Origin of the sequence: Streptomyces sp. HNM0645, from assembly GCF_030056615.1 — a bacterium.
Taxonomy (GTDB): domain Bacteria; phylum Actinomycetota; class Actinomycetes; order Streptomycetales; family Streptomycetaceae; genus Streptomyces; species Streptomyces marianii.
Genome location: NZ_JASHLT010000035.1, coordinates 13,761 through 36,470, shown reverse-complemented (window position 1 = coordinate 36,470; position 22,710 = coordinate 13,761). Strand labels below are relative to the sequence as shown.

Annotated in this window: 27 protein-coding genes; 17 read left to right on the top strand and 10 right to left on the bottom strand. The window is 70.9% G+C overall.

Annotated elements, in window-relative coordinates:
- Window positions 1-401 precede the first annotated feature (401 nt).
- The 4 genes from QMZ92_RS36470 (at window position 402) to QMZ92_RS23250 (ending at window position 2,198) form a co-directional block, all read left to right on the top strand.
- Window positions 402-482, top strand: a complete 81-nt coding sequence (locus QMZ92_RS36470) for a putative leader peptide (protein WP_352103060.1) — start codon at window positions 402-404, stop codon at window positions 480-482.
- Window positions 483-636: 154 nt separating this feature from the next.
- Window positions 637-1,482 (top strand): sulfurtransferase, encoded by an 846-nt coding sequence (locus QMZ92_RS23260; protein WP_283299363.1) that lies wholly within the window; start codon window positions 637-639, stop codon window positions 1,480-1,482.
- 42 nt (window positions 1,483-1,524) lie between these two features.
- The gene (locus QMZ92_RS23255; RefSeq protein WP_017945923.1) at window positions 1,525-1,812 is read left to right on the top strand and encodes a DUF1416 domain-containing protein; all 288 of its coding nucleotides are present in this window, start codon (window positions 1,525-1,527) and stop codon (window positions 1,810-1,812) included.
- Window positions 1,813-1,922: 110 nt separating this feature from the next.
- A complete protein-coding gene (locus QMZ92_RS23250) occupies window positions 1,923-2,198 on the top strand; it encodes a DUF3099 domain-containing protein (RefSeq protein WP_093661261.1) in 276 nt (91 codons plus the stop codon).
- A 79-nt stretch (window positions 2,199-2,277) separates the two neighbouring features.
- Here the strand turns inward: QMZ92_RS23250 and QMZ92_RS23245 are convergent, their stop codons facing one another.
- The gene (locus tag QMZ92_RS23245; protein WP_283299362.1) at window positions 2,278-2,640 is read right to left on the bottom strand and encodes a DsrE family protein; all 363 of its coding nucleotides are present in this window, start codon (window positions 2,638-2,640) and stop codon (window positions 2,278-2,280) included.
- A 168-nt stretch (window positions 2,641-2,808) separates the two neighbouring features.
- On the opposite strand from QMZ92_RS23245, the gene QMZ92_RS23240 reads away from it, so the two are divergent.
- The 4 genes from QMZ92_RS23240 (at window position 2,809) to ygfZ (ending at window position 5,426) form a co-directional block, all read left to right on the top strand.
- Entirely contained in the window at window positions 2,809-3,042 is a 234-nt protein-coding gene (locus tag QMZ92_RS23240; protein WP_283299361.1) for a hypothetical protein, read from the top strand.
- Window positions 3,043-3,252: 210 nt separating this feature from the next.
- A complete protein-coding gene (locus QMZ92_RS23235; RefSeq protein WP_283299360.1) occupies window positions 3,253-3,825 on the top strand; it encodes a heme-binding beta-barrel domain-containing protein in 573 nt (190 codons plus the stop codon).
- A gap of 172 nt (window positions 3,826-3,997) precedes the next feature.
- On the top strand, window positions 3,998-4,435 hold the full coding sequence (locus tag QMZ92_RS23230) for a Fur family transcriptional regulator (RefSeq protein ID WP_283299359.1): 438 nt from the start codon (window positions 3,998-4,000) through the stop codon (window positions 4,433-4,435).
- A 10-nt stretch (window positions 4,436-4,445) separates the two neighbouring features.
- Window positions 4,446-5,426: a CAF17-like 4Fe-4S cluster assembly/insertion protein YgfZ gene (ygfZ, locus tag QMZ92_RS23225; RefSeq protein ID WP_283299358.1), complete on the top strand. Its 981-nt coding sequence runs from the start codon at window positions 4,446-4,448 to the stop codon at window positions 5,424-5,426.
- A 59-nt stretch (window positions 5,427-5,485) separates the two neighbouring features.
- Here ygfZ and dtd read toward each other — a convergent pair whose 3' ends face one another.
- Window positions 5,486-5,911, bottom strand: coding sequence for a D-aminoacyl-tRNA deacylase (gene dtd, locus QMZ92_RS23220; protein WP_283299357.1), 426 nt, complete (start codon window positions 5,909-5,911; stop codon window positions 5,486-5,488).
- Between the two features lie 146 nt (window positions 5,912-6,057).
- Between dtd and QMZ92_RS23215 the strand changes: the two genes are divergently transcribed.
- Together QMZ92_RS23215 and QMZ92_RS23210 are read left to right on the top strand one after the other, a co-directional pair.
- The gene (locus tag QMZ92_RS23215; protein ID WP_283299356.1) at window positions 6,058-6,693 is read left to right on the top strand and encodes an RsiG family protein; all 636 of its coding nucleotides are present in this window, start codon (window positions 6,058-6,060) and stop codon (window positions 6,691-6,693) included.
- Between the two features lie 366 nt (window positions 6,694-7,059).
- Window positions 7,060-8,310: a GNAT family N-acetyltransferase gene (locus QMZ92_RS23210; RefSeq protein ID WP_283299355.1), complete on the top strand. Its 1,251-nt coding sequence runs from the start codon at window positions 7,060-7,062 to the stop codon at window positions 8,308-8,310.
- Window positions 8,311-8,419: 109 nt separating this feature from the next.
- On the opposite strand, the gene QMZ92_RS23205 is transcribed toward QMZ92_RS23210, so the two are convergent.
- Window positions 8,420-8,587 (bottom strand): hypothetical protein, encoded by a 168-nt coding sequence (locus tag QMZ92_RS23205; RefSeq protein WP_167746140.1) that lies wholly within the window; start codon window positions 8,585-8,587, stop codon window positions 8,420-8,422.
- Between the two features lie 191 nt (window positions 8,588-8,778).
- On the opposite strand from QMZ92_RS23205, the gene QMZ92_RS23200 reads away from it, so the two are divergent.
- Window positions 8,779-9,666 (top strand): winged helix-turn-helix domain-containing protein, encoded by an 888-nt coding sequence (locus tag QMZ92_RS23200; protein WP_283299354.1) that lies wholly within the window; start codon window positions 8,779-8,781, stop codon window positions 9,664-9,666.
- Window positions 9,663-10,451 carry an HAD family hydrolase gene (locus QMZ92_RS23195; protein WP_283299353.1) on the top strand — a complete coding sequence of 263 codons (789 nt, stop codon included), beginning with the start codon at window positions 9,663-9,665 and terminating at the stop codon, window positions 10,449-10,451. Before QMZ92_RS23200 ends, QMZ92_RS23195 begins: the two co-directional genes overlap by 4 nt.
- Before the next feature lie 22 nt (window positions 10,452-10,473).
- Here the strand turns inward: QMZ92_RS23195 and QMZ92_RS23190 are convergent, their stop codons facing one another.
- Window positions 10,474-10,629 (bottom strand): hypothetical protein, encoded by a 156-nt coding sequence (locus tag QMZ92_RS23190; RefSeq protein ID WP_283299352.1) that lies wholly within the window; start codon window positions 10,627-10,629, stop codon window positions 10,474-10,476.
- A gap of 171 nt (window positions 10,630-10,800) precedes the next feature.
- On the opposite strand from QMZ92_RS23190, the gene QMZ92_RS23185 reads away from it, so the two are divergent.
- Together QMZ92_RS23185 and QMZ92_RS23180 are read left to right on the top strand one after the other, a co-directional pair.
- Entirely contained in the window at window positions 10,801-11,703 is a 903-nt protein-coding gene (locus QMZ92_RS23185) for a winged helix-turn-helix domain-containing protein (RefSeq protein WP_283299351.1), read from the top strand.
- An 84-nt stretch (window positions 11,704-11,787) separates the two neighbouring features.
- On the top strand, window positions 11,788-14,043 hold the full coding sequence (locus tag QMZ92_RS23180; RefSeq protein WP_283299350.1) for a phosphotransferase family protein: 2,256 nt from the start codon (window positions 11,788-11,790) through the stop codon (window positions 14,041-14,043).
- A gap of 47 nt (window positions 14,044-14,090) precedes the next feature.
- Here the strand turns inward: QMZ92_RS23180 and QMZ92_RS23175 are convergent, their stop codons facing one another.
- Both QMZ92_RS23175 and QMZ92_RS23170 read right to left on the bottom strand, forming a co-directional pair.
- Window positions 14,091-15,359 (bottom strand): MFS transporter, encoded by a 1,269-nt coding sequence (locus QMZ92_RS23175; protein ID WP_283299349.1) that lies wholly within the window; start codon window positions 15,357-15,359, stop codon window positions 14,091-14,093.
- A gap of 78 nt (window positions 15,360-15,437) precedes the next feature.
- The gene (locus tag QMZ92_RS23170) at window positions 15,438-16,280 is read right to left on the bottom strand and encodes a nitroreductase/quinone reductase family protein (protein ID WP_283299348.1); all 843 of its coding nucleotides are present in this window, start codon (window positions 16,278-16,280) and stop codon (window positions 15,438-15,440) included.
- 614 nt (window positions 16,281-16,894) lie between these two features.
- Between QMZ92_RS23170 and QMZ92_RS23165 the strand changes: the two genes are divergently transcribed.
- Window positions 16,895-17,788, top strand: coding sequence for an aldo/keto reductase (locus QMZ92_RS23165; RefSeq protein WP_283299347.1), 894 nt, complete (start codon window positions 16,895-16,897; stop codon window positions 17,786-17,788).
- Window positions 17,789-17,977: 189 nt separating this feature from the next.
- On the opposite strand, the gene QMZ92_RS23160 is transcribed toward QMZ92_RS23165, so the two are convergent.
- The 3 genes from QMZ92_RS23160 to QMZ92_RS23150 all read right to left on the bottom strand — a co-directional run bounded on the left by QMZ92_RS23160 (window position 17,978) and on the right by QMZ92_RS23150 (window position 19,746).
- Window positions 17,978-18,394, bottom strand: a complete 417-nt coding sequence (locus tag QMZ92_RS23160) for a VOC family protein (RefSeq protein WP_283299346.1) — start codon at window positions 18,392-18,394, stop codon at window positions 17,978-17,980.
- A gap of 10 nt (window positions 18,395-18,404) precedes the next feature.
- On the bottom strand, window positions 18,405-18,779 hold the full coding sequence (locus tag QMZ92_RS23155) for a helix-turn-helix transcriptional regulator (protein ID WP_138057615.1): 375 nt from the start codon (window positions 18,777-18,779) through the stop codon (window positions 18,405-18,407).
- A gap of 340 nt (window positions 18,780-19,119) precedes the next feature.
- Window positions 19,120-19,746: a TetR/AcrR family transcriptional regulator gene (locus QMZ92_RS23150; protein WP_283299345.1), complete on the bottom strand. Its 627-nt coding sequence runs from the start codon at window positions 19,744-19,746 to the stop codon at window positions 19,120-19,122.
- 77 nt (window positions 19,747-19,823) lie between these two features.
- On the opposite strand from QMZ92_RS23150, the gene QMZ92_RS23145 reads away from it, so the two are divergent.
- Together QMZ92_RS23145 and QMZ92_RS23140 are read left to right on the top strand one after the other, a co-directional pair.
- Window positions 19,824-20,567: a YqeB family protein gene (locus QMZ92_RS23145; protein ID WP_283299344.1), complete on the top strand. Its 744-nt coding sequence runs from the start codon at window positions 19,824-19,826 to the stop codon at window positions 20,565-20,567.
- 381 nt (window positions 20,568-20,948) lie between these two features.
- Window positions 20,949-21,326, top strand: coding sequence for a transposase (locus tag QMZ92_RS23140; protein ID WP_283299343.1), 378 nt, complete (start codon window positions 20,949-20,951; stop codon window positions 21,324-21,326).
- 289 nt (window positions 21,327-21,615) lie between these two features.
- Here the strand turns inward: QMZ92_RS23140 and QMZ92_RS23135 are convergent, their stop codons facing one another.
- A complete protein-coding gene (locus QMZ92_RS23135; protein WP_283299342.1) occupies window positions 21,616-22,524 on the bottom strand; it encodes a LysR family transcriptional regulator in 909 nt (302 codons plus the stop codon).
- Between the last annotated feature and the right edge of the window lie 186 nt (window positions 22,525-22,710).

The following is a 22,710-nucleotide window of genomic DNA, read 5'->3' as shown; positions in this document are numbered from 1 at the left end:
CGGCCTCCCGGCGCACCGAGCCGAGGCCCCGCCGAGCCCGTACCGGCGCCGGCGCTCGGCGGGCGGGTCGCCGGGGCGGTGGGCTCGCATACCGGGGTCCGTGGCGGCGCAGCCGTGCGCGCCGGTCCCTGCCCGCGCCGTGGTGGTTACGTGCATCGCCCCCTGGTCGTGAACCGGTGGCCTGCCGGGCTGCCGCCGGTCCTGGTGCCGCGCCCCGATGCGCGGCATGGCCGGATGCTGAGACGGCCGTGTCCGGTCCGCAGAAGCCGTCCCGGCGGCGGGACCCGGCGGTGGCGCGGGGGGCCTCGGCGGTGGCCAGTCATTCCACCTTTCGGACGATCGCGTCTCAGAATGCGACACGCCGGTGACACGGCCGCCGACTCGTCCCTACGATCGGACCCATGAAGCGACAGGCGGATCTCACGAAGCGGCGGGCAGTCGACCTGTGCCGTGTCGCCGCCATGCTCTGTCGCGCCATCTGAGCGGAAGCGTCGACTTCCGTATTCCCCGGGCCCTCTGACCTGCCACGGATCAGGGCCAACCCTTGTGCCTGACGCCCTTGCGGCGCACCCGCACATCCCCCGCGCGACACCCCAGCGCACCACCCGCCGCACACTGCCCCGGAGGAGAAACAGCATGAGCCGCAGCGACGTCCTGGTAGACGCCGACTGGGTCGAGGCCCGCCTGGACGACCCGAAGGTCGTCGTCGTCGAGGTCGACGAGGACACCTCGGCCTACGACAAGAACCACATCAAGAACGCCGTCCGGATCGACTGGCAGAAGGACCTCCAGGACCCGGTCCGCCGTGACTTCGTGGACCAGGCCGGCTTCGAGAAGCTGCTGTCCGAGAAGGGGATCGCGAACGACGACACGGTCGTCCTCTACGGCGGCAACAACAACTGGTTCGCCTCCTACGCGTACTGGTACTTCAAGCTCTACGGCCACCAGGACGTGAAGCTCCTCGACGGCGGCCGCAAGAAGTGGGAGCTCGACTCCCGTGACCTCGTCGACGGCTCCGAGGTCCCGCAGCGCCCGGCCACCGAGTACCGGGCCAAGGCCCAGGACACGGCCATCCGCGCCTTCCGCGACGACGTCGTCGCCGCCATCGGCAGCCAGAACCTGGTCGACGTCCGTTCGCCCGACGAGTTCAGCGGCAAGCTGCTCGCCCCGGCCCACCTGCCGCAGGAGCAGTCGCAGCGCCCCGGCCACGTGCCGAGCGCCCGCAACATCCCGTGGTCGAAGAACGCCAACGACGACGGCACCTTCAAGTCGGACGACGAGCTCAAGGCCCTCTACGCCGAGGAGCAGGTCGACCTGGCGAAGGACACCATCGCCTACTGCCGCATCGGTGAGCGCTCCGCGCTGACCTGGTTCGTCCTGCACGAGCTGCTCGGTGTGGAGAACGTCAAGAACTACGACGGCTCGTGGACCGAGTACGGCTCCCTCGTCGGCGTGCCGATCGAGCTCGGCGCGAACAAGTAAGCCCCGGACCTCCGGACCCCTCGACCGTAAGGACAGAAAAGCATGTGTGGAGCGAAGGCCGGCGGCCCCGACGCCTCGACGATCAAGCCCGGTGAGACCACCATCCAGGGTCAGGTGACCCGCGACGGCGAGCCGGTGACCGGCTACGTGCGTCTGCTGGACTCGACCGGCGAGTTCACCGCCGAGGTCCCCACCTCGGCGACCGGACAGTTCCGCTTCTACGCGGCCGAGGGGACGTGGACCGTACGCGCCCTCGTCCCGGGCGCCACGGCGGACCGCACGGTCGTCGCGCAGACGGGTGGCCTCTCCGAGGTGGCCATCGCCGTCTGACGGCAGACGACCGAACCGGCCGAAGGGCCGCACCCCAGGGGGTTGGACGCTTTCCTGGACGTGGTGCGGTCCTTCGTGCCGTCATGGGCGGTGCGACCTACGCTGGAGGCATGTACGCGCGGCGCCGTCACGCCTACTTCCTGCTCATGGGCGGATGCCTCGTCCTCTTCGTGTCCGCCTGGGCCTTCGTACGCCTCTGGTCGGTGCCGGTAGCCGTCGGCATGTGCGTCGTCGCCATGGTGATCCCTCCGCTCGCGGCGGTGGTGGCGAACCGGCGCGGCCCCGAGGACCGCTGGTGGGACGACCCGTCCGGAGACCCGCAGTCCGACGAGTGGTGGGACGAACTGGACGGGAAGAGGAAGCCGGGCTCGGGCCCGCGCCCGTGACGCGCGGGATCGAGCCCGCCTGATGCCTGTTGCCCGATCCCGCTCGTGACCGCTGCCCGATCCCGGGCGCCCGGCACCTTCAGTAGACGAGCGCCTGTGCGCCGTCGGCCATCGCCTCGCTGACGAAGACCTGCGCGCCCGCGATCCGGACGCCCTCGATCACGTCCTTCTCGGTGATCTCGCGCCGCGCTGCGCACTGCGTGCAGAGGGTGATCCGCCCCGCCGCCAGGATCGAGTCGATCAGGTCCGGCAGCGGTGCCGCGTGCGGCAGCTCGAACTCCCCGGCCCGGCCCGGCAGGGCGAACCACGACGACTCTCCCGTCAGCCAGAGCGAGACCTCCACCCCGCTGGCCACGGCGACGGCGGCGACCGTGAAGGCCTGCGAGCAGCGTTCGGGGGCGTCGGCCCCGGCGGTCACCTTGATCACGAGCTTCTTCGCCATATGCCGAACTGTAATCGGCGCGGCCACAACCCATGATCGGGGGCGCGGTTCAGTTGTGTGAGCGCGGACAAACGGAATCCGCGCCTGCAGGTCTCGTGGGGGACCCTCTGGGAACTGCACAGAACACAGTCGGAGCCTGCCGCACCGGAGACGGAAGCGGAACCGCCGGTGGACGCGCCCGGCGACCCGGCGCGGCAGGCCGCCCGGGCCGCGGGGCCGGGAGCGGAGAACGGCCCGGAGAGGCAGACCCGTCTCGCGAGGATGCTCGAACTCCGCAAGGGGCCGGAGATCATCGGTCACCGGAACTCGGCCTGCAGCCTGCTCGAGGTGGAGAAGCGGGCCGGGGACAAGGACACGGCCGACGAGGACGAGAGGCCCGGCGGGATGCGGTGCTTCGTATGACCTCGCGGAGAGGGCCGGGCCCCCGCCCACTAAGCTGGGGTGCGGCCCGATCTGCCTTCGCGCTCACCCGAGGAGCACCCGTGATTGTTTTCTTCGAACTTCTGCTGGTCCTGGTGTGTGTCGGCGTGCTCGCCTTCACCGGCCTGGCCGTGAAGAAGCTGTACCAGGGCCAGCGCTAGTCCCGTATCCCACTGACCGACAGAGCCAGCCATGATCGAGATCCCTTCCGACCTCAACCCCGACCTCGTGCCGCTCGCGTTTCTCCTCGGCACCTGGGAGGGCGCGGGTGTGTCCGACTTCCCCGGCTCGGAGAAGTGCAATTTCGGCCAGTCCGTGACCTTCAGCCATGACGGCCGGGACTTCGTCGAGTACGTCTCCCACAGCTGGGTGCTGGACTCCGAAGGCAGGAAGGTCCGCCCCCTGGAGAGCGAGTCCGGCTACTGGAGGATCGACAAGGACCGGAAGGTCGAGGTCGTCATGGTCCGCGACCAGGGCGTCGTGGAGATCTGGTACGGCGACCTCGCGGACAAGAAGCCGCAGATCGACCTGGCCACCGACGCCGTCGCGCGCACCGCGGCCTCCCCGCAGTACTCCGGAGGCAAGCGGCTCTACGGCTATGTCAAGGGCGACCTGATGTGGGTCGGCGAGAAGTCCACCCCCGATGTGCCGCTGCGGCCGTACATGTCGGCGCACCTGAAGAAGGTCGTCACGCCCGAGCAGGTCGAGGCATGGGCCAAGGACCTCGGTGACCTGCCGGACGACGGCATCGCCTTCTTCAAGTGACGTCCCGCCCCCTTCGGCGACTCCCGCGAGCGCCGGGCGCCCCGCGTGAGCGGCGGCACGGGTGGCCCTCCGCGCACGCCCCGCGGCTCCGGCGGAAGACAAGGGGCGCGGACGGATCGCCGTTCCTCCGCGACCCCGCCGGGGATTGCGGGACAGTCCTTACACTGGACCCGTGGTGAGCACCGACTGGAAGAGCGATCTGCGGCAGCGAGGTTACCGGCTGACCCCCCAGCGCCAGCTCGTCCTCGAAGCGGTCGACGCGCTGGAGCACGCGACGCCCGACGACATCCTCGTCGAGGTGCGCAAGACCGCGTCCGGGGTGAACATCTCGACGGTCTACCGGACCCTGGAGCTTCTGGAGGAGCTGGGTCTGGTCTCGCACGCCCATCTCGGGCACGGCGCCCCCACCTACCATCTCGCCGACCGGCACCACCACCTCCACCTGGTCTGCCGCGACTGCGGGGACGTGATCGAGGCGGACGTCGACGTGGCCGCCGGGTTCACCGCCGAGCTGCGCGAGAAGTTCGGATTCAGCACCGACATGAAGCATTTCGCGATCTTCGGCCAGTGCGGGAAGTGCGCGGGAAAGGCCGCCGGCGACCAGTCGTAGGCTTGGGTCCATGCAGCGACGTTCAACGACCAGCCCTCTGCTGTCCCTGCCCGGCGCCGTTCCCGCCGAGGGACGCGACGAGGGTGTCGCCGCCCACTACGGCGACCTGTTCCGTGAGCAGCGTGCCCTCGCCGACGGCACCGGTCTCGTCGACCTCTCGCACCGCGGCGTGATCACCGTCTCCGGGAAGGACCGGCTCGGCTGGCTGCATCTGCTGCTCACCCAGCACGTCAGCGAGCTCCCCGCCGGGGAGGCCACCGAGGCCCTGATCCTCTCCGCGCACGGCCACATCGAACATGCGCTGTACCTCGTGGACGACGGCGAGACGGTGTGGGCGCACGTCGAACCGGGGACCCAGGAGGCGCTCCTCGCGTACCTGGAGTCGATGAAGTTCTTCTACCAGGTGGACGTCGCGGACCGTACGGACGAGTTCGCGGTCGTGCATCTGCCCGCCGGCTCGATCGCGGAGGTCCCGGAGGGCGTGGTCGTACGGGAGACCCCGCAGGGCCGCGACCTGTTCCTGCCCCGTGCCGAACTGGAGTCGTACGCGGCGGCCAACGGCCCGGCGATCGGCGTCCTGGCGTACGAGGCCCTGCGCGTGGAGGCGCACCGGCCGCGGCTGGGCTTCGAGACCGACCACCGCACCATCCCGCACGAGGTCGGGCTGATCGGACCCGCCGTGCATCTGCAGAAGGGCTGCTACCGGGGGCAGGAGACCGTGGCGCGCGTCCACAACCTGGGGAAGCCGCCGCGCCGGCTGGTGTTCCTGCACCTCGACGGCAGCGAGGTGCATCTGCCGGGACACGGCACGCCGGTGCGGCTGGCCGCCGACGGTGAGGAGGGCCGCCAGCTCGGCTTCGTCACGACCTCGGCCCGTCACCACGAGCTGGGGCCGATCGCCCTCGCCCTGGTGAAGCGGAGCGTACCGGTGGACGCGGAGCTGCTGGCCGGGAGCACGGCCGCAGCCCAGGAGGTCGTGGTCGAGCCGTAGGGCCCCTCCGGGGCCGCCCCCGGCCCCTGCGGGCGGCGGCGCCCCTGTGCACCCCCTCACTACACCTCCAGCAGCACCGTGAACGGGCCGTCGTTCGTGAGCGAGACCCTCATCTGCGCCCCGAACCGTCCCGTCTCCACCCGCGCGCCCAGCTCCCGCAGCCGCGCCACCACCTCGTCCACGAGCGGCTCGGCGACCTCGCCGGGCGCCGCGGCGTTCCAGGTGGGGCGGCGGCCCTTCCGGGCGTCCCCGTAGAGGGTGAACTGGGAGATCACCAGCAAGGGGGCGTTCACGTCCGAGCAGGACTTCTCACCTTCGAGGATCCGCACCGACCAGAGCTTCCGGGCGAGCTGCGCCGCTTTCCCGGGCGTGTCCTCGTGGGTCACCCCCACCAGGACGCACAGCCCCTCGCCGACGATCTCGCCCACGGTCTCACCGGCCACGACGACGCTCGCGCCGTCGACCCTCTGCACCACTGCACGCATACAGACCAACCTATCGGGGGCTGAACGGGTGCAGACCGCCTGCATGGGCACCGTTCGTGATGGCACGATGCACGGAGTCGGTGCATCCCCTCGGCCCTCCGGGCCCGGGGAGACCTCATGCACCGGTCGAGGGGACTGATTCACGCATGAGCACACCTGGCGCCGGGCAGTCGTCCGGCCCCGTACAGATGACCCGCGGTGCCTGCTCGGGGGCCGGCACCGCCCGCCCGCCCGCGCAGCGCACCGCCGACAGCTGTCCCGGCTCCGGTGCGCGCGATCTCGCCGCCCTGCGGCTGCCGGAGCTGCGGGCCCTTCGCAAGGAGTCCCAGCGGGACGAGGCCGATCTGAGCTATGTGCGGCGGCTGCTGCAGGGCCGGATCGACATCCTGCGCGCGGAGCTGTCCCGGCGTTCGGCACCGCCGTCGCCGCTGCTCCCCGCCGCGACCGCCGGCCCGGACGCCGCCGTGGTCGACCGGCTCTCGCGGATCCTCGCCGACCCGCCGTCGCGGCGCGGCAGTTCGGCCCGGCACGTCACCCTGTCCGTGCCGCGCGGCGAGGAGTACCGGCTGCTGGCCGCGGAGATGCTCTCCGAGGTCGAGCTGTCCGACCTGGACGCGCGTACGGACGACGAACTGCGCGCGGCGATGGGGCGGCTCGCCGACTACGAGCAGGAAGTCTCCGGGCAGCGGCAGCAGTTGCAGCGCACCGCGGACGACTGCAGCGCGGAGATCGCCCGCAGGTACCGTGAGGGCGAGGCTCAGGTGGACGACCTGCTCATCTGAACGCCGCTCACGCGAAACGCCGTTCGAGCACGTGCCGTCGGTGCTCGAGCCGTCCGGGTCCCGTCCCGGGAGGCTGCCGCCCATCAGGGCCGGGCTGGTCCTCTGCGACGGTGCTTGGCCACCGACGCAGGAAGCCCGCCGCTTCAGCGGTGGGTGGAGTCACGACAGTCGCCCCGGCCCCGTCCCCGTCCGCCACTCGCCGCTCCACCCGGGTGCGGTGCGGGCGGTGTTCCGGCCGTGTCGGGAGGCCGGGCCACCGGCCCGGGCGGGCCCCTGGCCGATCCGTCCGCCGGAGAGGGCCGGGGCCTGCGGACGGCGCCCGTAATCCCTGTGACGAGCGGGACGGGGCGGCATAGCGTGGGTGTCATGAGCCCCGAAGTGCGCCCCGTCACCGAGCCCGAGATCGCCGACTGGCTGCGCGCCTGCAGGACCGGGTTCCTGCAGCCCCCGGTGGTGAGCGAGGAACGGGCCGCCGACTGGTTGCCGCACTTCGATCTGCCTCGGGTGCAGGGTGCCTTCGAGGCGGGACGCTGTGTCGCGACGTACCGTTCCTACACCCAGCAGCTCACGGTCCCGGGCGGCGCCGCCGTACCGGCGAACGCCGTCTCGAACGTCACCGTCTCGCCGACGCACCGCCGGCGTGGCCTGCTCACCAGGATGATCACGGCGGATCTCGCGGCCGCGAAGGAGCGTGGGGAGATCGTGTCGACGCTGATCGCGGCCGAGTTCCCGATCTACGGTCGGTACGGCTTCGGTCCCGCGGCCTGGTTCACGGAGTGGAGCGTCGACGTGGCACGCACCGGGCTCGACCCACGCTGGTCGGGCCCCGAGGACGGCGGCCGGATCGATCTGGCCGACGGCGAGGAGGTCCGCAAGCTCGGTCCCGAGCTGTACGACCGCTTCCGTGCCGGCCGGGCCGGGGCGACGGACCGCGACGAGCGCTGGTGGCGGGTGAACACGGGCACGGCCCAGGCGGGGCCCGAGCCCTGGAAGGAGCCGTTCTACGCGGTGTACCGCTCGGCGGCCAGTGAGGTGGAGGGCCTGGTGGTCTACCGGGCCGAGGCCTCCGGCTGGTCCGACGCCGGACAGCCGGACACGACGCTGGCGGTCGAGAAGCTGATCGCGGTGTCGCCCGCGGCCGAGCGGGCCCTGTGGCGGTTCGTGTGCTCGGTGGACTGGGTCACCACGGTGAGGACGGGGCGACGGGCCCCCGACGACCTGCTTCCCCTGCTGCTGCCCGATCCGCGCGCCGCCCGGACCGTCACCTGCGCGGACTTCCTGTGGGTGCGGCTGCTGGACGTCGCACGGGCGCTGGAGGCGCGTACGTACGACACCCCCGGCACGCTGGTGCTGGACGTGCACGACCCGCTGGGCCTGGAGGGCGGCCGGTTCCGGCTGGACGTGGCGCCCGGAGGCGCGGCGCGGTGTTGCCCGACCGAGCTGCCGGCCGATCTCTCCATGGACCTGGGGGCGTTGGGGTCGCTGTATCTGGGCGACGAGTCGCTGCTGCGGCTGATGGCGCTGGGGCGGGTGACGGAGGAGCGCGCGGGCGTGGCGGCCCTGGCGGACGCGGTGTTCCGGGCACGGCGGCGGGCATGGTGCCCGGACATGTTCTGAGCGCCGGACCGGATCCGGACGAGCCCGACCCGGTGTGGGTGCGGGCGCGGCGTGTGCCGGGGCGGAGCGGCAGGGGAGGCCGGACGGGCGGCGGGGCCGCCCGCCGGCTTCACACCGAGGCGGAGTGCAGCAGCAGTGCCAGCACGACGCTGCCCACGCCGGTGCACGCGGCGTTCCTGGCGCGCAGACCGAAGCTGAGCAGTCCCAGGCCGATCACGCCCATGAGGCCGAACCGCCACTGGACGAACTCCTCGAGGGCGAAGGCGATGAGCGGCATGGCGGGTCCCTCCTTGGGGTCGGGGAGGAGCGCGGTCGTCGAAGATCGGCCAACTCGGGACGATGCGGCCTCACTTCGACCATGTCTTGCAAGTTGGTGCCAACTCAATTGAAGTTGTCCCCACTTGGTAATATCGACTAACGCATGTTCGGCAACTCCCCATAACTCCGTAAGAGTTGTAGCGTCGAGTTGTGAACCACGAGAACGGCGCGGTGAACGGAAGAAAGCCGACACATCACGACATCGCCGATGTACTGCGCGGCCGGATCGACAGCGGTGCGCTCCGGCCCGGCGATCACATGCCCACGCAGTTCCAGCTCGCCCAGGAGTTCGGCGTGGAGCGCGGCACCGTACGGCAGGCTCTCAGGCTCCTCCGGGACGACGGCCTCCTCACCCATGTCACGCGGGGTGCCCCGGCGCGGATCGCCGAGCGCCCGCACGACTCGGGCGACGGCGAGGACGTCCGGCCCCAGCCCACGATGGTCGCCCTGGCGCCGCAGTTGGCGAAGGCGTTCTCGGTGCCGGAGGTCCGCATAGACGCCCTGTGCCTCACGGCCGAGACGCTCATGCTGGCCCTGGCGGAACCGCTGCGGCTGATCCACGAGGGGCGGATCCGGCCCGAGTCGGTCGAGGTGCGGCTGCTGCTGCCCGACCGCAACATCGACCTCGCCTTCCCGACGTCCGTCGCCGACACGGACGAGGACGACCTGATCCACCAGCGCTGGCTCGCGCAGCGCAACGCCCAGGGCATGGTGCTGCGCCACAACCTCCAGGCGTTGCGCGTCTCCCACGGCATCGACGTCACGGTCGCCTTCCGCGCGCTGCCGTTCACCCCGCCGGTGAAGCTCTACGTGCTCAACGGCACCGAGGCCCTCTTCGCGTACTACACCGTGACCAGGCGGGAGGAGGAGATCGACGCGACCACCGTGGAGATGTACGACACCCTCGGCACGCAGTCGCTCCTCTTCCCGTTCAACGCCGGCAACGGGCCCCGGGATGCCGCTTTCGTGGAACAGTCGAGCCGGTGGTTCGACGCGCTCTGGAACACCATCGCCATGAACCTGACACTCTCTTCGTGACTACTGATGCGGCACTCGACGAACAGGCGGCGCACGTGGCAGAGACCATCGAGGATCTGATCAACGGGGCCGACCACGTCCTCTTCGACTTCGACGGCCCCATCTGTCGCCTCTTCGCCCGCCACCGGGCCTCCGGGGTCGCGGAGAGCCTGATCGGCTGGCTCGACCGGCACGGCGGCCAGGTGCGGCTCATGGACGAGCAGCGCACCGCCGCCGATCCCCACGAGATACTGCGGACGGTGGGCATGCAGCATCCGGGCAGCGGTGTCGTCGAAGGGCTGGAGCGGGAGCTCACCCGCCAGGAACTGCTCGCCACCAGGAGCGCCTGGCCCACCGCCTACGCGGATCCCCTCATACGCACCTGGAGCGCGGTCGCGGACGGGCTGGCCGTCGCCACGAACAACTCGCCCCGTGCGGCAGAGGAGTACCTCACCGGGCGCGGTCTGCGCGAGTGCTTCGCCCCCCACATCCACGGCCGCACCCCGGACCTCGCCCAGCTCAAGCCCGACCCGGACTGTGTGCTGCGCGCCCTCGGCTCCCTGGGCGCCAGGCCCGCGACCTCCCTCATGATCGGCGACACCCCCTCGGACCTGATCGCGGCACGCGCCGCGGGTGTCAGCTTCCTCGGCTACGCCCGGGACGCCGGCCGCGCGCAACGACTCCGCGCGGCCGGCGCGACGGTGGTCGTGGAATCACTGGAACCGGTGCTGGCGATCGTGCGGCGGGGGCGGCGAGCACCGCGGGACACACGGCGCCCGGCGGGAAACCGCCCGTCACCGGGTTGACCAACGTCCCTGGGCAGTACACCTAGAGCAGCAGGAGCACGCACACGACGCACCCCAGAACCGCACAGTTGCGCCTTTCCTCTCTGGCGGTCAGGGCGAGGACCGACACGAGCAGTCCCGGAGCCCCGAGGAGCTGCTGTGCCAGCAGCTCGACCAGCGGTTGCAGGAGGCGAGCCATGAGTTCCCTCCGAACGGGCGGATCGCCCGGTCAATCCAACCAGTCCAATTGGACGGCTTGTTTGACCAGCTGGTCCCCGCTCCGTCAGATCCCTTAACTCGCAGGTGCATTGCCCGGCCAATTTGACCGAAAGCGGTATGCGGTGCGGCCGGAAGGGGGTAGCTTCGCGGCGTGGGGAGCAAGGAGACCGGCGAAGGCGCCGACCTGGTCCAGCGCGTCGCGGACACGCTGCGCGCGGAGCTGACCGACGGAAGCACGTACCACGTCGGCGGCCGCTACCCCACGCAGCGCGAACTCGCCGACCGCCTGGGTGTCTCGCGCGACACCGTCCAGAAGGCGCTGCGCGAGATCACCCACGAGGGGTGGATCGAGTCCCGCAGGGGCAGCGGCACCAAGGTGATCAAAACCCAGCTGGTCCACACGTCCACCGCCCGGCGGCACTCCGGTCCCGGAGCCGCCGCTCTCGGACCGTTCATCGAGGCAGCGTTCGAGGAGGAGGAAGTCGCGTTGGACGTCTTCACCCTGACGGCCCAGTCGCTGACCTCGCATCTCGGGGTCGCGTCCCAGCGCGTGCAGAGCGGGGAGATCAGCCCGCGATGCATCACCGTACGCCTGCTCCTGCCCGATCTGCGGCAGCCCTCGCTCTACCCCCGCAACGTGGCGGACCCGAACGACCCCCGCCCGCTGGAGCGGCTGCGCGCCATCAGCCGCCGCTACACGGACCTGCTCGTCGACACCCTGCTCGACCTGCAGCAGGAGAGTCGGCCAGGAGACGGGAGCGCCGGGACCGTCCCGGAGGTGGACGTACAAGTGGCCCAGGTGCCGCACTACCCCACGGGCAAGCTGTACCTGCTGAACGGCGAGGAGGCGCTGCACGGCTTCTACGACCTGGTGGACCGAGACGTGCGGCTGGAGGACGGCCAGGAGATCCGCATCACCGACGTGATCGGCCTGGGGGCCACCCTCTTCCACTACGCCAAGGACGAGGACGCCGCGTCGGAGGGGTCCCGGTTCGTGAGCGCGTCGCAGCGGATGTTCAACTCCTACTGGGAACGGAGTCGTCCGGCTCGTTAGCCCCGCCCCTTCCCGCCCGGGCCGGGAGTCCCGCTATGGTGTGCGTCATCGTGGGCGCCTCGCGTGACTGTTCAGGAGCGGCTGGTGGGCACTTCCCCTGCGGCCGTCCTTCGTACCGCCGGTCCGGAAGGCGGCGCGCTCGCGCGCTTCGTCCGTGAGGCGGCCCGCACCGGTGAGACGACCCGGGGCCACCACAACCGCAACCACATCGCTGTCCTGGACGCGGACACGGCGCGGCTGCTCGGGCGTGCGGCGGGGGAGCGGGTCACGGTCCGCCGGCGGATGCCCAAGGTGCTCCCGGTCGTCATCCGCACCTGGCCGCGGGAGAGGCCCGTCCTCGACGCGCTGAAGGGCGTGCTGCCACACGTGCCCGAGGTGCTGGCGGTGGTCGGCGACGCCGCGGTGCACACCTATGTCGAGGGCGTCCCGCTGTCGGGCGTCTGCGAGTACGGCAAGCCCGTCGACCCCCGGCTCGTCGAGGCGCTCGCGCCCCTGCTGGCCGGAATGTACGCGGTGCCCGCGGCGAGGCTGCCGAAGCTGCCCCCCGGCTGGCCGCGGGACGGAGGGAGCCGGGCGTTCCTGCGCACCATGGCGCGGCTCGCTGACGAGCAGATCCGGCAGCCCAATTGGACCGAGTTCGGCGGCCTCTTTGTGTCCCTCGGTGTGCCGGAGGACGCCCTGCGGAGATTCGCGGACCGCGTCCCGCCCATGACGTCCCGGCCGTTCACCCTGCTCCACACCGATCTGCACCGGGACAACGTGATCCTCCGGTACTACGACGACGGCGGGCCGCCGCTGGTGTGCGTGGACTGGGAACTGGCGACGTACGGGGACCCCCTGCACGATCTCGCCACTCATCTCGTCCGCATGCGCTACCCCGCCTTCCAGGAGGACGAGGTCGTCGAGTCCTGGGGCAGGGCGATGGCCGGGACCCGACCCGAGGCCGCGCAGGGCATGGAGGACCTGCGGGTCTATCTCGACTTCGAGCGGGCGCAGTCCGTTTTCCCGGACGTGATGCGCGCGGCCCGCGGGCTGGGACGGGCCGACCTGCCGAGGGACCTCCACCGGGCCGCGCAGTCCGTGCGGTGCGCGCTGGAAGCCGCCCAGGGTCCGCTCCGGCTGCCCGATCCGCCGGGCCAGACGGAGATCGAGCGGATCCTGCACCGCTGGCACACCGCGCGGCTCCCCGTACGCCACGCACGGGTGAGGCAGAGACCGTCAGCGGTCCTGTGGCAGGCGGACGTGCGGGTACCCGAGCGGCACTGCTTTCCCTGGTCGGCCGTGACAGAAGCGCTCGGCGCCGAGGGGGCTGCGCCCGCGGACCGGGTCTTCAGGGGCACGAGCCACCTCAACACCGTCGTGGACGTGGAGAGCGCCGGGGCGCGGGTCGTCGTCCGCCGTAAGGTGAACGGCGCGGCCCGCAGGGAGCCGCGCCTCCTGGACGAGCACGCCGTACTACTGGCCGTGGAGCGCCTGCGGGGCGGCCGCGTACGCGCCCCGCGCATCCTGGCCCTCGGCTACGGCGGGCTGGAGGAGCAGTTCGCCGTCCACTCCTACGAGGGTCCGGCGGGTCACTTCCGGCCCCCGGAGCACCCCGTGCACGGACTGCGGCCCCAGGAGGCGGACGACCTCGTCGACCAACTGGTCGCACTGGCCGCGGTCGACACCGGAACCCTCGGGAGCGCCCCGGACGACGGCTGCTTCCACCGCCGGCTCAGCGAACGGCTCGTCGAGATGGTGGCCTCCCTGCCGCCGGACTCCCGGCAACTGGCCCGGGCGCTGGGGCTGCCGGGAGCGGACCGGCTCAAGGAGATCCTCGACCGGCACACGGTGACCCAGCGCAGTCCAGTACTGCTGCACGGCGATCTCAACCCGTGGAACCTGGTGCGCAGCGGACCCGGCAGGCTCACCGTCATCGACTGGGAACTCGCCATGGTGGGCGATCCGCTCTACGACCTGGTCCGCCACCTCCATCTGACGCCCCACCGAACCGAGATCGCCCGGCGCATGTACCGGCGCTGGGAGCTGGGGATGGGGTCGCTCGGCAGGGACCACGTCGCGGGCTGGGAGGAGGACGTGCGCACCTACCGGTGGATCGAGGTCGTCCGGTCCGCCTATCTGGATCTCGACCGCCTCGTGAACGGCGCGGACCTGCACGCGCCCAACGTCCGCAGGGCGGTGGACTCCTACGCGATGACGCTCGGAGCAGCCACCGACTCGCTCGGCCTGCGCAGGACGTCCCGGGACGTGAACCCGTTCCTCTACCTCGCCCTGCCAGAGGGCGCCCGGGCCATACTGGCGCAGGACGCGGGCGCTCCGCTCACCTCGCCCGTCATCTGAACAGTGCCGACGCCCCGGCGGCATGACTCGCGTTCCGCGTCCGCGGCTCAGTCCGGTGTCCCGCTCAGGGAAGGCCGGGGAGCCTCCGCCCCCACACCCCGCCCGGCTGCCGGGAGTCGCCGGAGCCGGCGCACCTCGCGTACGGGCAGCAGCGCCACGGTGACGGCGAGGATGCCGGTACAGCAGACCCACATCACCGACGTCGAGCCGATGCGGTCGGCGACCGTTCCCGCCAGCACGTAGGCGAGCGGCACGAGCGCGGTCTCACCGAACATCGACAGCGCCGTGACCCGGCCGATCAGTCCCTCCGGGACCTGCTGCTGCCTGGCCGTCTCGTAGAACACCACGGCGAGTTCCAGGCTCACGCCGCTGACCAGCATGGAGGCGAGCAGCCACGGGAGCTCGGGGCGTGCGGCGAGCACGGCGAGGGGCAGTGGCCAGACCAACGGCACCAGCACACAGGCGAGCATCACCCGCCGCGGCCGCCAGCGCAGTGCGATCAGCGACCCGAGCACCATGCACCCGGAGAACGCCGACACGGCCCAGCCCCAGTGGGCCTGGCCGTCCGCCCGGCCGGAGAGGACGAGCGGCCCGAGGAGCTGGTACCCCGCGAGCCACAGCGGTACGGCGACGGCCCCGGCGAGTGTGTACCCCCACAGCCACGGCCGGCTGCGGAACGCCGCCCAGCCCTCGCGGGCACCGATGAGCACGGCGCCGACCGCGCGTGGTGGCGTCACCACCCGCAGACCCGCGAGCACCGCGGAGCACGCGCCGAACGCCACCGCCGCGGCGATCAGCACCTGCCCGTGTCCGAACGCCGCGGCGAGCACCGCCCCGAGACCGGGCACGGCGATCCGCGCCAGGTTCACCACCAGCCGCAGGCTCGCGTTGGCGCCCTGGAGCGCCGTCGGCGGCACCAGTTGCACGACGAGCCCCTGGAACGCCGGCTGGACGGCGGCGCCCGCCGCACCCGTCGTCACCGCCGCTGCGGCGAACATCCACACCGCGACCCGCTCGGGGGCCAGGAGCAGCAGCAGACCCGTGGTGCCGTGGGCGGCGGAGAGTGCCGCGTTGCCGAGTACGACCACCGTCCTGCGGTCCATCCGGTCCGCCACCACCCCGCCGACCGGAATGAGCAGCGTCTGCGTCAGTACGGAACAGGCGAGGACGAGACCGACGGAGAACCCGTCGCCGCCGGCGGTGAGGACCGCGAAGGCGAGCACGACGTTGACGAGTGCCGTACCGGCGGTGGACACCCCGCGGCCGACGACGTACCGGACGAAGGCGGGGCGCCATGAGGATGTGCTGCGGGGCATCACTCGTGGACAGCAGCAGGGCCCCGCCCCGGGCGCGTGTTTGAGCCGCGCGCCCGGGGCCGCCGGCCACCGCGGCGGTCAGCGCGCCGCGGCGTCGAGAACGGGGATCAACTGCTCCTCCTCGTAGGTGAGATGCGCCTCGAGCTCCTCGGCGAGCCGTCCGACTTCGGCCTGAACGAGTGCGGGCTCGGTGCCGTCCGCCGTGACGATGCGGCGCAGTTCGTCCAGGAGTGTCGCGATCCTCCCGTGCTCCTCGCGCAGCCGGTCCATGACCGGTGCGAGTTCCTCGTACCGTCCGGCGAGGAAGGGGAAGAGGGCGGTGTCCTCACCGGTGTGGTGGTTGTGCAGGCCCTGGCAGAGGGTCAGGCAGTTGATCCGGAGCTGGGCGCCGAGCCTGGGGCCGGACGCGGTGGTCTCGGCCCGGATCAGGGCGAGTTCGCGCCGGAAGGCGTCATGCACCGCCTTGACGGCCTCGCCCATGGACGTGGTGCCGGTGCTCGGCGGCCCGTTCTCGACCGACTCGAGGGCGACGACCGGGATCACGCGCTCGGTCTTCGCCTGGTACTCGGCCCAGCCCGGATCCGCCTCCACGGCACGGGCGAAGGCGCGGTCGCGCTCCTCTCCCCCGAGCACCACGGCGCCGGCCTCGTAGGTGAAGACACCGTCCTCGACGGTGAGGCGGGGGTTCGCGAGGATGTTGTGGTACCAGTCGGGGTGCTTCGGCGAGCCGCCCGCGGAGGCGATGACGAGAACGCGTTCGCCACCGTCGGGGAGGTAGCCGACAGGGGTGGTGTGCGGGGCGCCGGACCGTGCTCCGGTGGTGGTCAGAAGGAGCAGCCGGGCTCCCTCGAAACGGCCTCCGACGCGGCCGCGGTTGGCTCGGAACTCATCGATGACCTGCTGATTGAAATCGTTCGACATTCTCTGCCTTCTGCTGGTGACTTCTTCTGTCTTCCTGGTTTCGGGCGCGACGAATTCACCCTTGGAACGGTGCGTCACGGCTGCCCGGGGCGGACGGGGAACGGTGTGTCACGCGCGGATGCCGCGGCGGTGCACGAGCGGCGCGACGCGTACGGCGCGCGGGCGGTGCGATACGTCCGGGTACGGTGCGTGCGTGCGTCCTGCGTACGGGCTGCGGGCCTGCATGTCCGGGGCGGACGCGCGTCCGGGCTCACGCACGTGTGCGCGGGCGTGCGGCAACGGACGGTGTGTGCATCGGTTCCGAGAACGGCGGTGGACAACACGCGCCGCGGAATGCGGAAAAGGCGGGCCTCTCGCCCGCCTCGGCATCACGCCGAGGCCGGGTGCCCTACTCGTTCGTGGCCCATGGCCGACCCGGCAGTCACGCGCTCAACCTAATGCCCAACGGGCTTGTGGGCAAAGCCGATTTCCGGTCCGCGAAAGGGAATGCGGCGGCGGTCGGGACGTCCGGGAGAACATCTTCGGCCCGCGGTGCCACCGGCACCGCCTTGCCTGCCCGGCGTCGTCGTCCCCTGGCCGGACAGGGCCCTTCGAGGGTGTGTCAGACTCCGCCCATGACCCCGGAGACGATCAACGCGACCGCTTCAGGCACCCGAACACTTGGCGATCTCACGGTCAACCGGCTCGGGTTCGGCGCGATGCGGCTGACGGCGAAGGCCGACGGCACCGCGAGCGACCGGGACCGGGCGGTCGCCGTGCTGCGCCGCGCGGTCGAGCTCGGTGTGAACCACATCGACACGGCCGCCTTCTACTTCTCGCCGCTGCGGTCCGCCAACGAGCTGATCAACACCGCGCTCGCGCCGTACGCCGACGACCTCGTCATCGCCACCAAGGTCTGGGCCGGAAGGGACCCGTCCGGTGAATGGCGCTGGGCCTCTCCCGCCCAGCTGCGCGGACAGGTGGAGGAGAACCTCCGCCAGCTCGGGCGCGACCATCTCGACGTGGTCAACCTCCGGGTTCCGAGGAGGGAGGCGGACGACTCGATCGCCGAGCACTTCGGCGCCCTGGCCGATCTCAGGGAGGCCGGACTCGTCCGCCACCTCGGCGTCTCCAACGTCTCCGCGGCCCAACTCGCCGAGGCGCGTGCGATCGCGCCGGTCGTCTGCGTGCAGAACGCCTGTGCCATCGGGGTACGGCGCGAGGAGCTCGAGTTCGTCCGTGCGTGCGGTGAACAGGGCATCGCGTACGTACCGTTCTTCGCCATCGCGGGCCGGGGCCGGGAGGCGGGGGTCACCGGTACCGAGCACGACCCCGTCCTCACCGTCGCCCGTGCCCACGGCGTGAGTCCTGCCCGGATCCGCGTGGCATGGACACTCGGACTCGGCCCCCACGTACTGGCGATCCCGGGCACGGGCGATCCCGCCCATCTGGAGGAGAACGTGGCTGCGGGCGCGCTGCGGCTGACCGAGGAGGACATGGCCGTCCTGTCGAGCGTCCCGAACGTCTGACGCCGGCGGATTCGTCCGGGGCGGTGCCGGGCAGCGGCATGGGCGAACCTCGGCCGGCCCCGCCCCTGCCGGTCCCCACCGACGCCCGGTCCGGCCCTGCCCCGGCCGAGGTTCGCCCTGGCCCGCCCCGGCCCACCCGACCGTCCGGGAACGCCGCTCCCGGGCCTCCGGGCCCCGGCCACGTGGGCCCTACTCGGCGCGCGGCTGGTTGAACCGGAGCATGTTCCCGGCCGGGTCGCGGAAGGCGCAGTCGCGGACGCCGTACGGCTGGTCCATGGGTTCCTGCAGCACCTCGCCGCCTGCGGCGCGGATCCGCTCGAACGTGGCGTCGACGTCGTCGGTCCGGAAGATGACGCCGCGCAGCATGCCCTTGGCCAGCAGTTCGGCCACCGCCTGGCGGTCGGCGTCCGTGGCGTTCGGGTCCGCGAGCGGCGGTTCGAGGACGATCTCCACGTCCGGCTGTGAGGGCGAGCCCACGGTGACCCAGCGCATGCCCTCGAAACCGACGTCGTTGCGCACCTCCAGGCCGAGGGCGTCGCGGTAGAAGGCGAGCGCCTTGTCGTGGTCGTCGACGGCGATGAAGCACTGCGAAAGCTTGATGTCCATGCCCGTCACGCTACGGACCGGCGGGGCCGCTCGCTTCTCCGTTCCTGACCGGTCGGGTGTGGATCTTCGCGATGCAGGCCGGGATGGCCGATCCGTGGTCGTGGTCGCGGGCCCGGTAGGCGCTGGGGCTCTCGCCGACCAGCTCGGTGAACCGCGAGCTGAAGGACCCCAGCGAGGTGCAGCCGACCTCCATGCAGACCTCCGTCACGGACAGGTCGCCACGCCGCAGCAGCGCCTTGGCCCGCTCGATGCGGCGGGTCATGAGATAGCTGTAGGGCGTCTCGCCGTAGGCGGCCCGGAAACTGCGCGAGAAGTGCCCCGCCGACATGAGGGCGATGCGGGCGAGGGCCGGTACGTCCAGAGGCTGTGCGTAGTCGCGGTCCATCGCGTCACGGGCCCGGCGCAGCCTGACGAGGTCGGAGAGGGGTACACGGGACACAGCGGACACCGTACAGACCGCCCGGACGCCGACGCCGGACGCCGGACGTTCGTGTGACCGGACCCCGTCCCGGCCCGCACGCCCCGGGGCCTCCTACGCGGGCCGCGCCGCTGACCAGTCTGGGCCGAGGTGGACCAGGCTGACGCTGTGACCAGTGGTGGTCCAGGTCGGGTGAGACAGGTGCAGGGGCAGCGTCTCAGTCAACCTGTTGCTTGAGCGTCCTGCGCTGACGAGATCGCCCTGTGCGGTCGGCGCCGTATCGGGCTTTTTTTTGGGGGGCGGCTGCTCACCGCTCCGGCCGCGAGACGGCGTCGGGCCGAAGAAACCGTTGGAGAATCAGGCGCAGGGTGGGGAGCTGATCGGCCGGTCTGAACGATGGGTCGGTGGCGGCGCTGGTGTAGAGAGCAGCGACGAGAGCCATGATCCAGGCGGCGGTGTCGTCAGGGTCCAGGGCGGTGTCGATTTGGCCTGCTGCGGCCGAGTTCCGCAGCAGGATGGTGACTGTGGACCGCTCCTCGGCGCTGTCACGGCTCAGCAGCGCTTCGAGCTCGGGGTCGCGGTAAGCCTGGACCATCGCTTCCATGACGAGGGCGGGGACAAGCGGCTCCGTGGCAGGGGAGGCGAGAAGGTCCACGGTTTCCAGGAGGGCCGTCCACGGGTCGTCGGCGGCGCGGGCGGCGGCGAGGCGCCCGGCCTTGGTGGCGCCGTCGTGCTCGTCGTCCTCGAAGACGGCATGGAAGATCGCGCGCTTGTTCGGGAAGTAGTGGAACAGGTTGCCCGCGCTCATGCCGGCGGCCTTGCAGATCTCTGCCGTGGTGGTGCGTTCGAAGCCTTTGGCGGCGAAGAGTTCGGCCGCGACGTTGATGATGTGCCGGCGCCGTGCCCGGTGCCTGGCCGGATCGACTGTCCTCATCGCGCCTCCTGCTGGTCGGCTTCTCCCGTCTTCGGATGGCCAATAATAGACCGAGCGCTCGGTCTATTATTGCGGGGATGCAGGAAGTGAGGGGGATCATGGACATGTTCAAGAGAACCGAGCGGGGGCTGCAGGGCGGACGACCCACCGTGCTTGGCCAGCCGACTTGGGACACCGTGTGCGTCTACGTCGTTTTCGTGTTGGCCGGGGCGGGCGTCGGCTGCCTCGTGGACTTCCTGGCTGACTGGCTTGTGACACTGCCCTCGGCACCGTTGCAGGGACCGGCCGAGGTTGTCGCGTCGATCCCTGCACCGGTGCTGTCCGCCGCGGGTTCGATGGCAGGGCTGGCCCTCGGGCTTGTCGCCCAGCACGACCAGTTGCTGATCCGGCTGTCGGATGATCGCGTTGTGCTCACACGCAAGGGACGTGAGCAGGGGTTCCCGCACGACGTCGTCGCCAGGGTGTTCAAGGACGGCAAGCAGCTCGTCCTGCTCGGTCACGACGGTGGCGAACTCACTCGGCAGGAGTGCGACCTGGACGTCGGCCGCCTTGCCGGCGCCTTCACCGAGCACTGCTATGCGTGGGTGGACGCCGATCCCCACGGGGACGAGTTCCGTCGTTGGGTCCCGGATACTCCCGGACTCCCGGAAGGGGCGAACGCCATCCTCAAGGCCCGCCAGGAGTCGTTGGACAATGAGGGCCCCGACGCCGATGTCCGGGAGCTCCGTGACGAACTGGCCCGTCTCGGCGTCGTCGTGAAGGACGAGGGGCGACGTCAGTACTGGAGGACCTTCCGGCCGTCAGGTCCGGCCGTGGAGTGAACGCGGGGCATCAGGGCCGAGAGCCGCCCTGTGTCCCGTCTCAGGAGAAGTGGGCCATCGCAAGGCGGTGACCTGGAGTGGTTCAGGCTGAGTGAGACGGCATCTGACGACCTGTCTCACTCAACCTGAGCAACTGGTTTCTGGCTGCTATGCATCATCGCTGCGACGGTGCGCGTGCCAGAGGCGTCAGAGGGCTTCGTGTCCGGTCTCGCTGAAGGTGAGGCAGCGTGAGTGCCCGACCGGGGGTGCCTCGGTTTGAGCGAGACGGGGATGGGTCGGTTGTCTCGCTCAAACTGAGGCAGGCTGGGCTGAGCTGCACCCCGTTTCGTGGAGTCCCTGAAGCCAGGCTTATGATCCTGGCCCGAAGGAGAACCACGAGCTGTGCCGGCACCACGCAAATACCCGGACGAGCTCCGCGAGCGGGCCGTCCGCGAGGTCCGCACCACGGGCCGGCCGATCGCGCACGTCGCGAAGGACCTGGGCATCCACAAGGAGGCCCTCGGCGAGCGAGGATTCTTCTCCACCAGCGAGGACTACGCGCTCCCGGGCGACGATGTCGAGACGAGGCCCCTGCTGCCAGCGAACCCGGCAAACCTGGACGGCATCGGCCGACGCCTCCACGACATCGCACTCTCCGATGGTCACCACGAGGTAGCCCACGTGCTGACCCACGTATTCGGTCACGCGACGTGCCCGGACTGCGAAACCAACTTCTCCGTTGCTGACCAGGTCAGCGCCGACTGGTCAGCAACGCAGTAGACGCCAGCTCGGTGGGACTCCGCCAAGTCCATCGCCGGAACTGGTGGGACTTCGCCACGTTCCCCGGGAACGGACAACCATCGTTGTCCTGTCCCATCTGAAGTGAGCTGTGGATGACGCTGTGACCAGGGTGGTGCAGGTTCGGTGAGACGAGCTGGGCGGAGGGCATGTCATCGAAGGTGCTCCGTGCCGCGCGGTGTCCTGTCGCCTTCCAGTGAACCTGCTCCGTTTTGTCCTTCCTCTCGGAAGAGAAGGCCCCTGAGCCGCCGGACAGAGGTAGGGCTGCGGGCTAGGGCTGTGTGTTGGCGGACTTCTCCGTACAGCTGCGGGCGACGGTATCGGCGAAGACCCGGGCGAGCGGGGTGAGGGAGTCCCAGCGGCGGACGGCCCAGCCGACCGGGAGCGGGGGCAGATCGGGGATGGGGACGAGGCGGAGGGGACCGTCACCGGGTACCTCCCAGCCGGGCAGGACAGGCACGACGGCGTGGCCTAGGCCGAGCTCCGCCAGCAGGAGGGCGGTGTCCCAGTCGGCGACGCTGGTGTCGGAGCTGCTTCGGACACCGAGTTCGGCGAACGCGGCGTCGAGGCGGGCGCCTGAGGTGGAGTTCTGAGGGAGTCGGATGAGGCTGATGTCGCTGAATTCGGCTGTGTTGACACAGGGCTGGCCCGCGAGCGGATCGTCGGCGCGGACAGCCAGTACCCAGGGCAGGGCGACGACGGGGCGCTGCTCGATACCGCGCACTGGGCCGCCGATCGTGACCCAGGCGAGGTCCAGGTTGCCGGCGGTGAGGGCGTCGAAGCAGTTGCGGCTGGAGGTCTCTGTCTGGAACTCCAGACGGACCTTCGGGTAGCGCTGCCGGAAGGCGACGATAGCCTCGGACATGAAGTGCCGCACGGTTGTTCCGCCCGTGGTGACGCGCACGGAGCCGCTGTCGCCGTTGACAAGGTCCCCGAGACGCCGCAGGGCCAGATCCAGACCGGCGATGCTGTCCGAGGCGGCGTCGCACAGGACGCGCCCCGCGTGTGTGGGCACGACGCCTCGTGGCTGGCGCTCCAGGAGGCTCACACCGGCCTCTCGCTCCAACCGCTTCACATGCTGGCTCACCGCTGACTGCGTGCAGTCCAGCTCCCGGGCGACGGCGCTGAGGCTTCCCGCTCTGCACACGGCCACGAAGATGCGAAGGTCCTCCAAAGTCATAACCCCTAGCTATAGCTTGGGTATAGCCAGAAATCCATAGGATTGACTGGGGTTACGGGAGTCCAGGATGATCAGTGCAGGGCCCAGGCGGCAACCCGTCCGGTGCTTTCGCAGGGTCCGGACCACAGGCGAAGGCGCGGACGGGTGCCGACCTCAAGCGACGGAAGGACACCGCCCTGTGCCTGC

What these genes read in the sequence shown, in the direction of transcription:
- QMZ92_RS23260 (WP_283299363.1), top strand. Translation starts at nt 637, where the DNA reads ATGAGCCGCAGCGACGTCCTGGTAGACGCCGACTGGGTCGAGGCCCGC.
- QMZ92_RS23145 (WP_283299344.1), top strand. Translation starts at nt 19,824, where the DNA reads ATGCAGGAAGTGAGGGGGATCATGGACATGTTCAAGAGAACCGAGCGG.
- QMZ92_RS23245 (WP_283299362.1), bottom strand. Translation starts at nt 2,640, where the DNA reads ATGGCGAAGAAGCTCGTGATCAAGGTGACCGCCGGGGCCGACGCCCCC.
- QMZ92_RS23190 (WP_283299352.1), bottom strand. Translation starts at nt 10,629, where the DNA reads ATGGCTCGCCTCCTGCAACCGCTGGTCGAGCTGCTGGCACAGCAGCTC.
- QMZ92_RS23155 (WP_138057615.1), bottom strand. Translation starts at nt 18,779, where the DNA reads ATGGACCGCGACTACGCACAGCCTCTGGACGTACCGGCCCTCGCCCGC.
- dtd (WP_283299357.1), bottom strand. Translation starts at nt 5,911, where the DNA reads ATGCGTGCAGTGGTGCAGAGGGTCGACGGCGCGAGCGTCGTCGTGGCC.
- QMZ92_RS23175 (WP_283299349.1), bottom strand. Translation starts at nt 15,359, where the DNA reads ATGCCCCGCAGCACATCCTCATGGCGCCCCGCCTTCGTCCGGTACGTC.
- ygfZ (WP_283299358.1), top strand. Translation starts at nt 4,446, where the DNA reads ATGCAGCGACGTTCAACGACCAGCCCTCTGCTGTCCCTGCCCGGCGCC.
- QMZ92_RS23150 (WP_283299345.1), bottom strand. Translation starts at nt 19,746, where the DNA reads ATGAGGACAGTCGATCCGGCCAGGCACCGGGCACGGCGCCGGCACATC.
- QMZ92_RS23205 (WP_167746140.1), bottom strand. Translation starts at nt 8,587, where the DNA reads ATGCCGCTCATCGCCTTCGCCCTCGAGGAGTTCGTCCAGTGGCGGTTC.
- QMZ92_RS23210 (WP_283299355.1), top strand. Translation starts at nt 7,060, where the DNA reads ATGAGCCCCGAAGTGCGCCCCGTCACCGAGCCCGAGATCGCCGACTGG.
- QMZ92_RS23235 (WP_283299360.1), top strand. Translation starts at nt 3,253, where the DNA reads ATGATCGAGATCCCTTCCGACCTCAACCCCGACCTCGTGCCGCTCGCG.
- QMZ92_RS23170 (WP_283299348.1), bottom strand. Translation starts at nt 16,280, where the DNA reads ATGTCGAACGATTTCAATCAGCAGGTCATCGATGAGTTCCGAGCCAAC.
- QMZ92_RS23160 (WP_283299346.1), bottom strand. Translation starts at nt 18,394, where the DNA reads ATGGACATCAAGCTTTCGCAGTGCTTCATCGCCGTCGACGACCACGAC.
- QMZ92_RS23255 (WP_017945923.1), top strand. Translation starts at nt 1,525, where the DNA reads ATGTGTGGAGCGAAGGCCGGCGGCCCCGACGCCTCGACGATCAAGCCC.
- QMZ92_RS36470 (WP_352103060.1), top strand. Translation starts at nt 402, where the DNA reads ATGAAGCGACAGGCGGATCTCACGAAGCGGCGGGCAGTCGACCTGTGC.
- QMZ92_RS23135 (WP_283299342.1), bottom strand. Translation starts at nt 22,524, where the DNA reads ATGACTTTGGAGGACCTTCGCATCTTCGTGGCCGTGTGCAGAGCGGGA.
- QMZ92_RS23250 (WP_093661261.1), top strand. Translation starts at nt 1,923, where the DNA reads ATGTACGCGCGGCGCCGTCACGCCTACTTCCTGCTCATGGGCGGATGC.
- QMZ92_RS23165 (WP_283299347.1), top strand. Translation starts at nt 16,895, where the DNA reads ATGACCCCGGAGACGATCAACGCGACCGCTTCAGGCACCCGAACACTT.
- QMZ92_RS23215 (WP_283299356.1), top strand. Translation starts at nt 6,058, where the DNA reads ATGAGCACACCTGGCGCCGGGCAGTCGTCCGGCCCCGTACAGATGACC.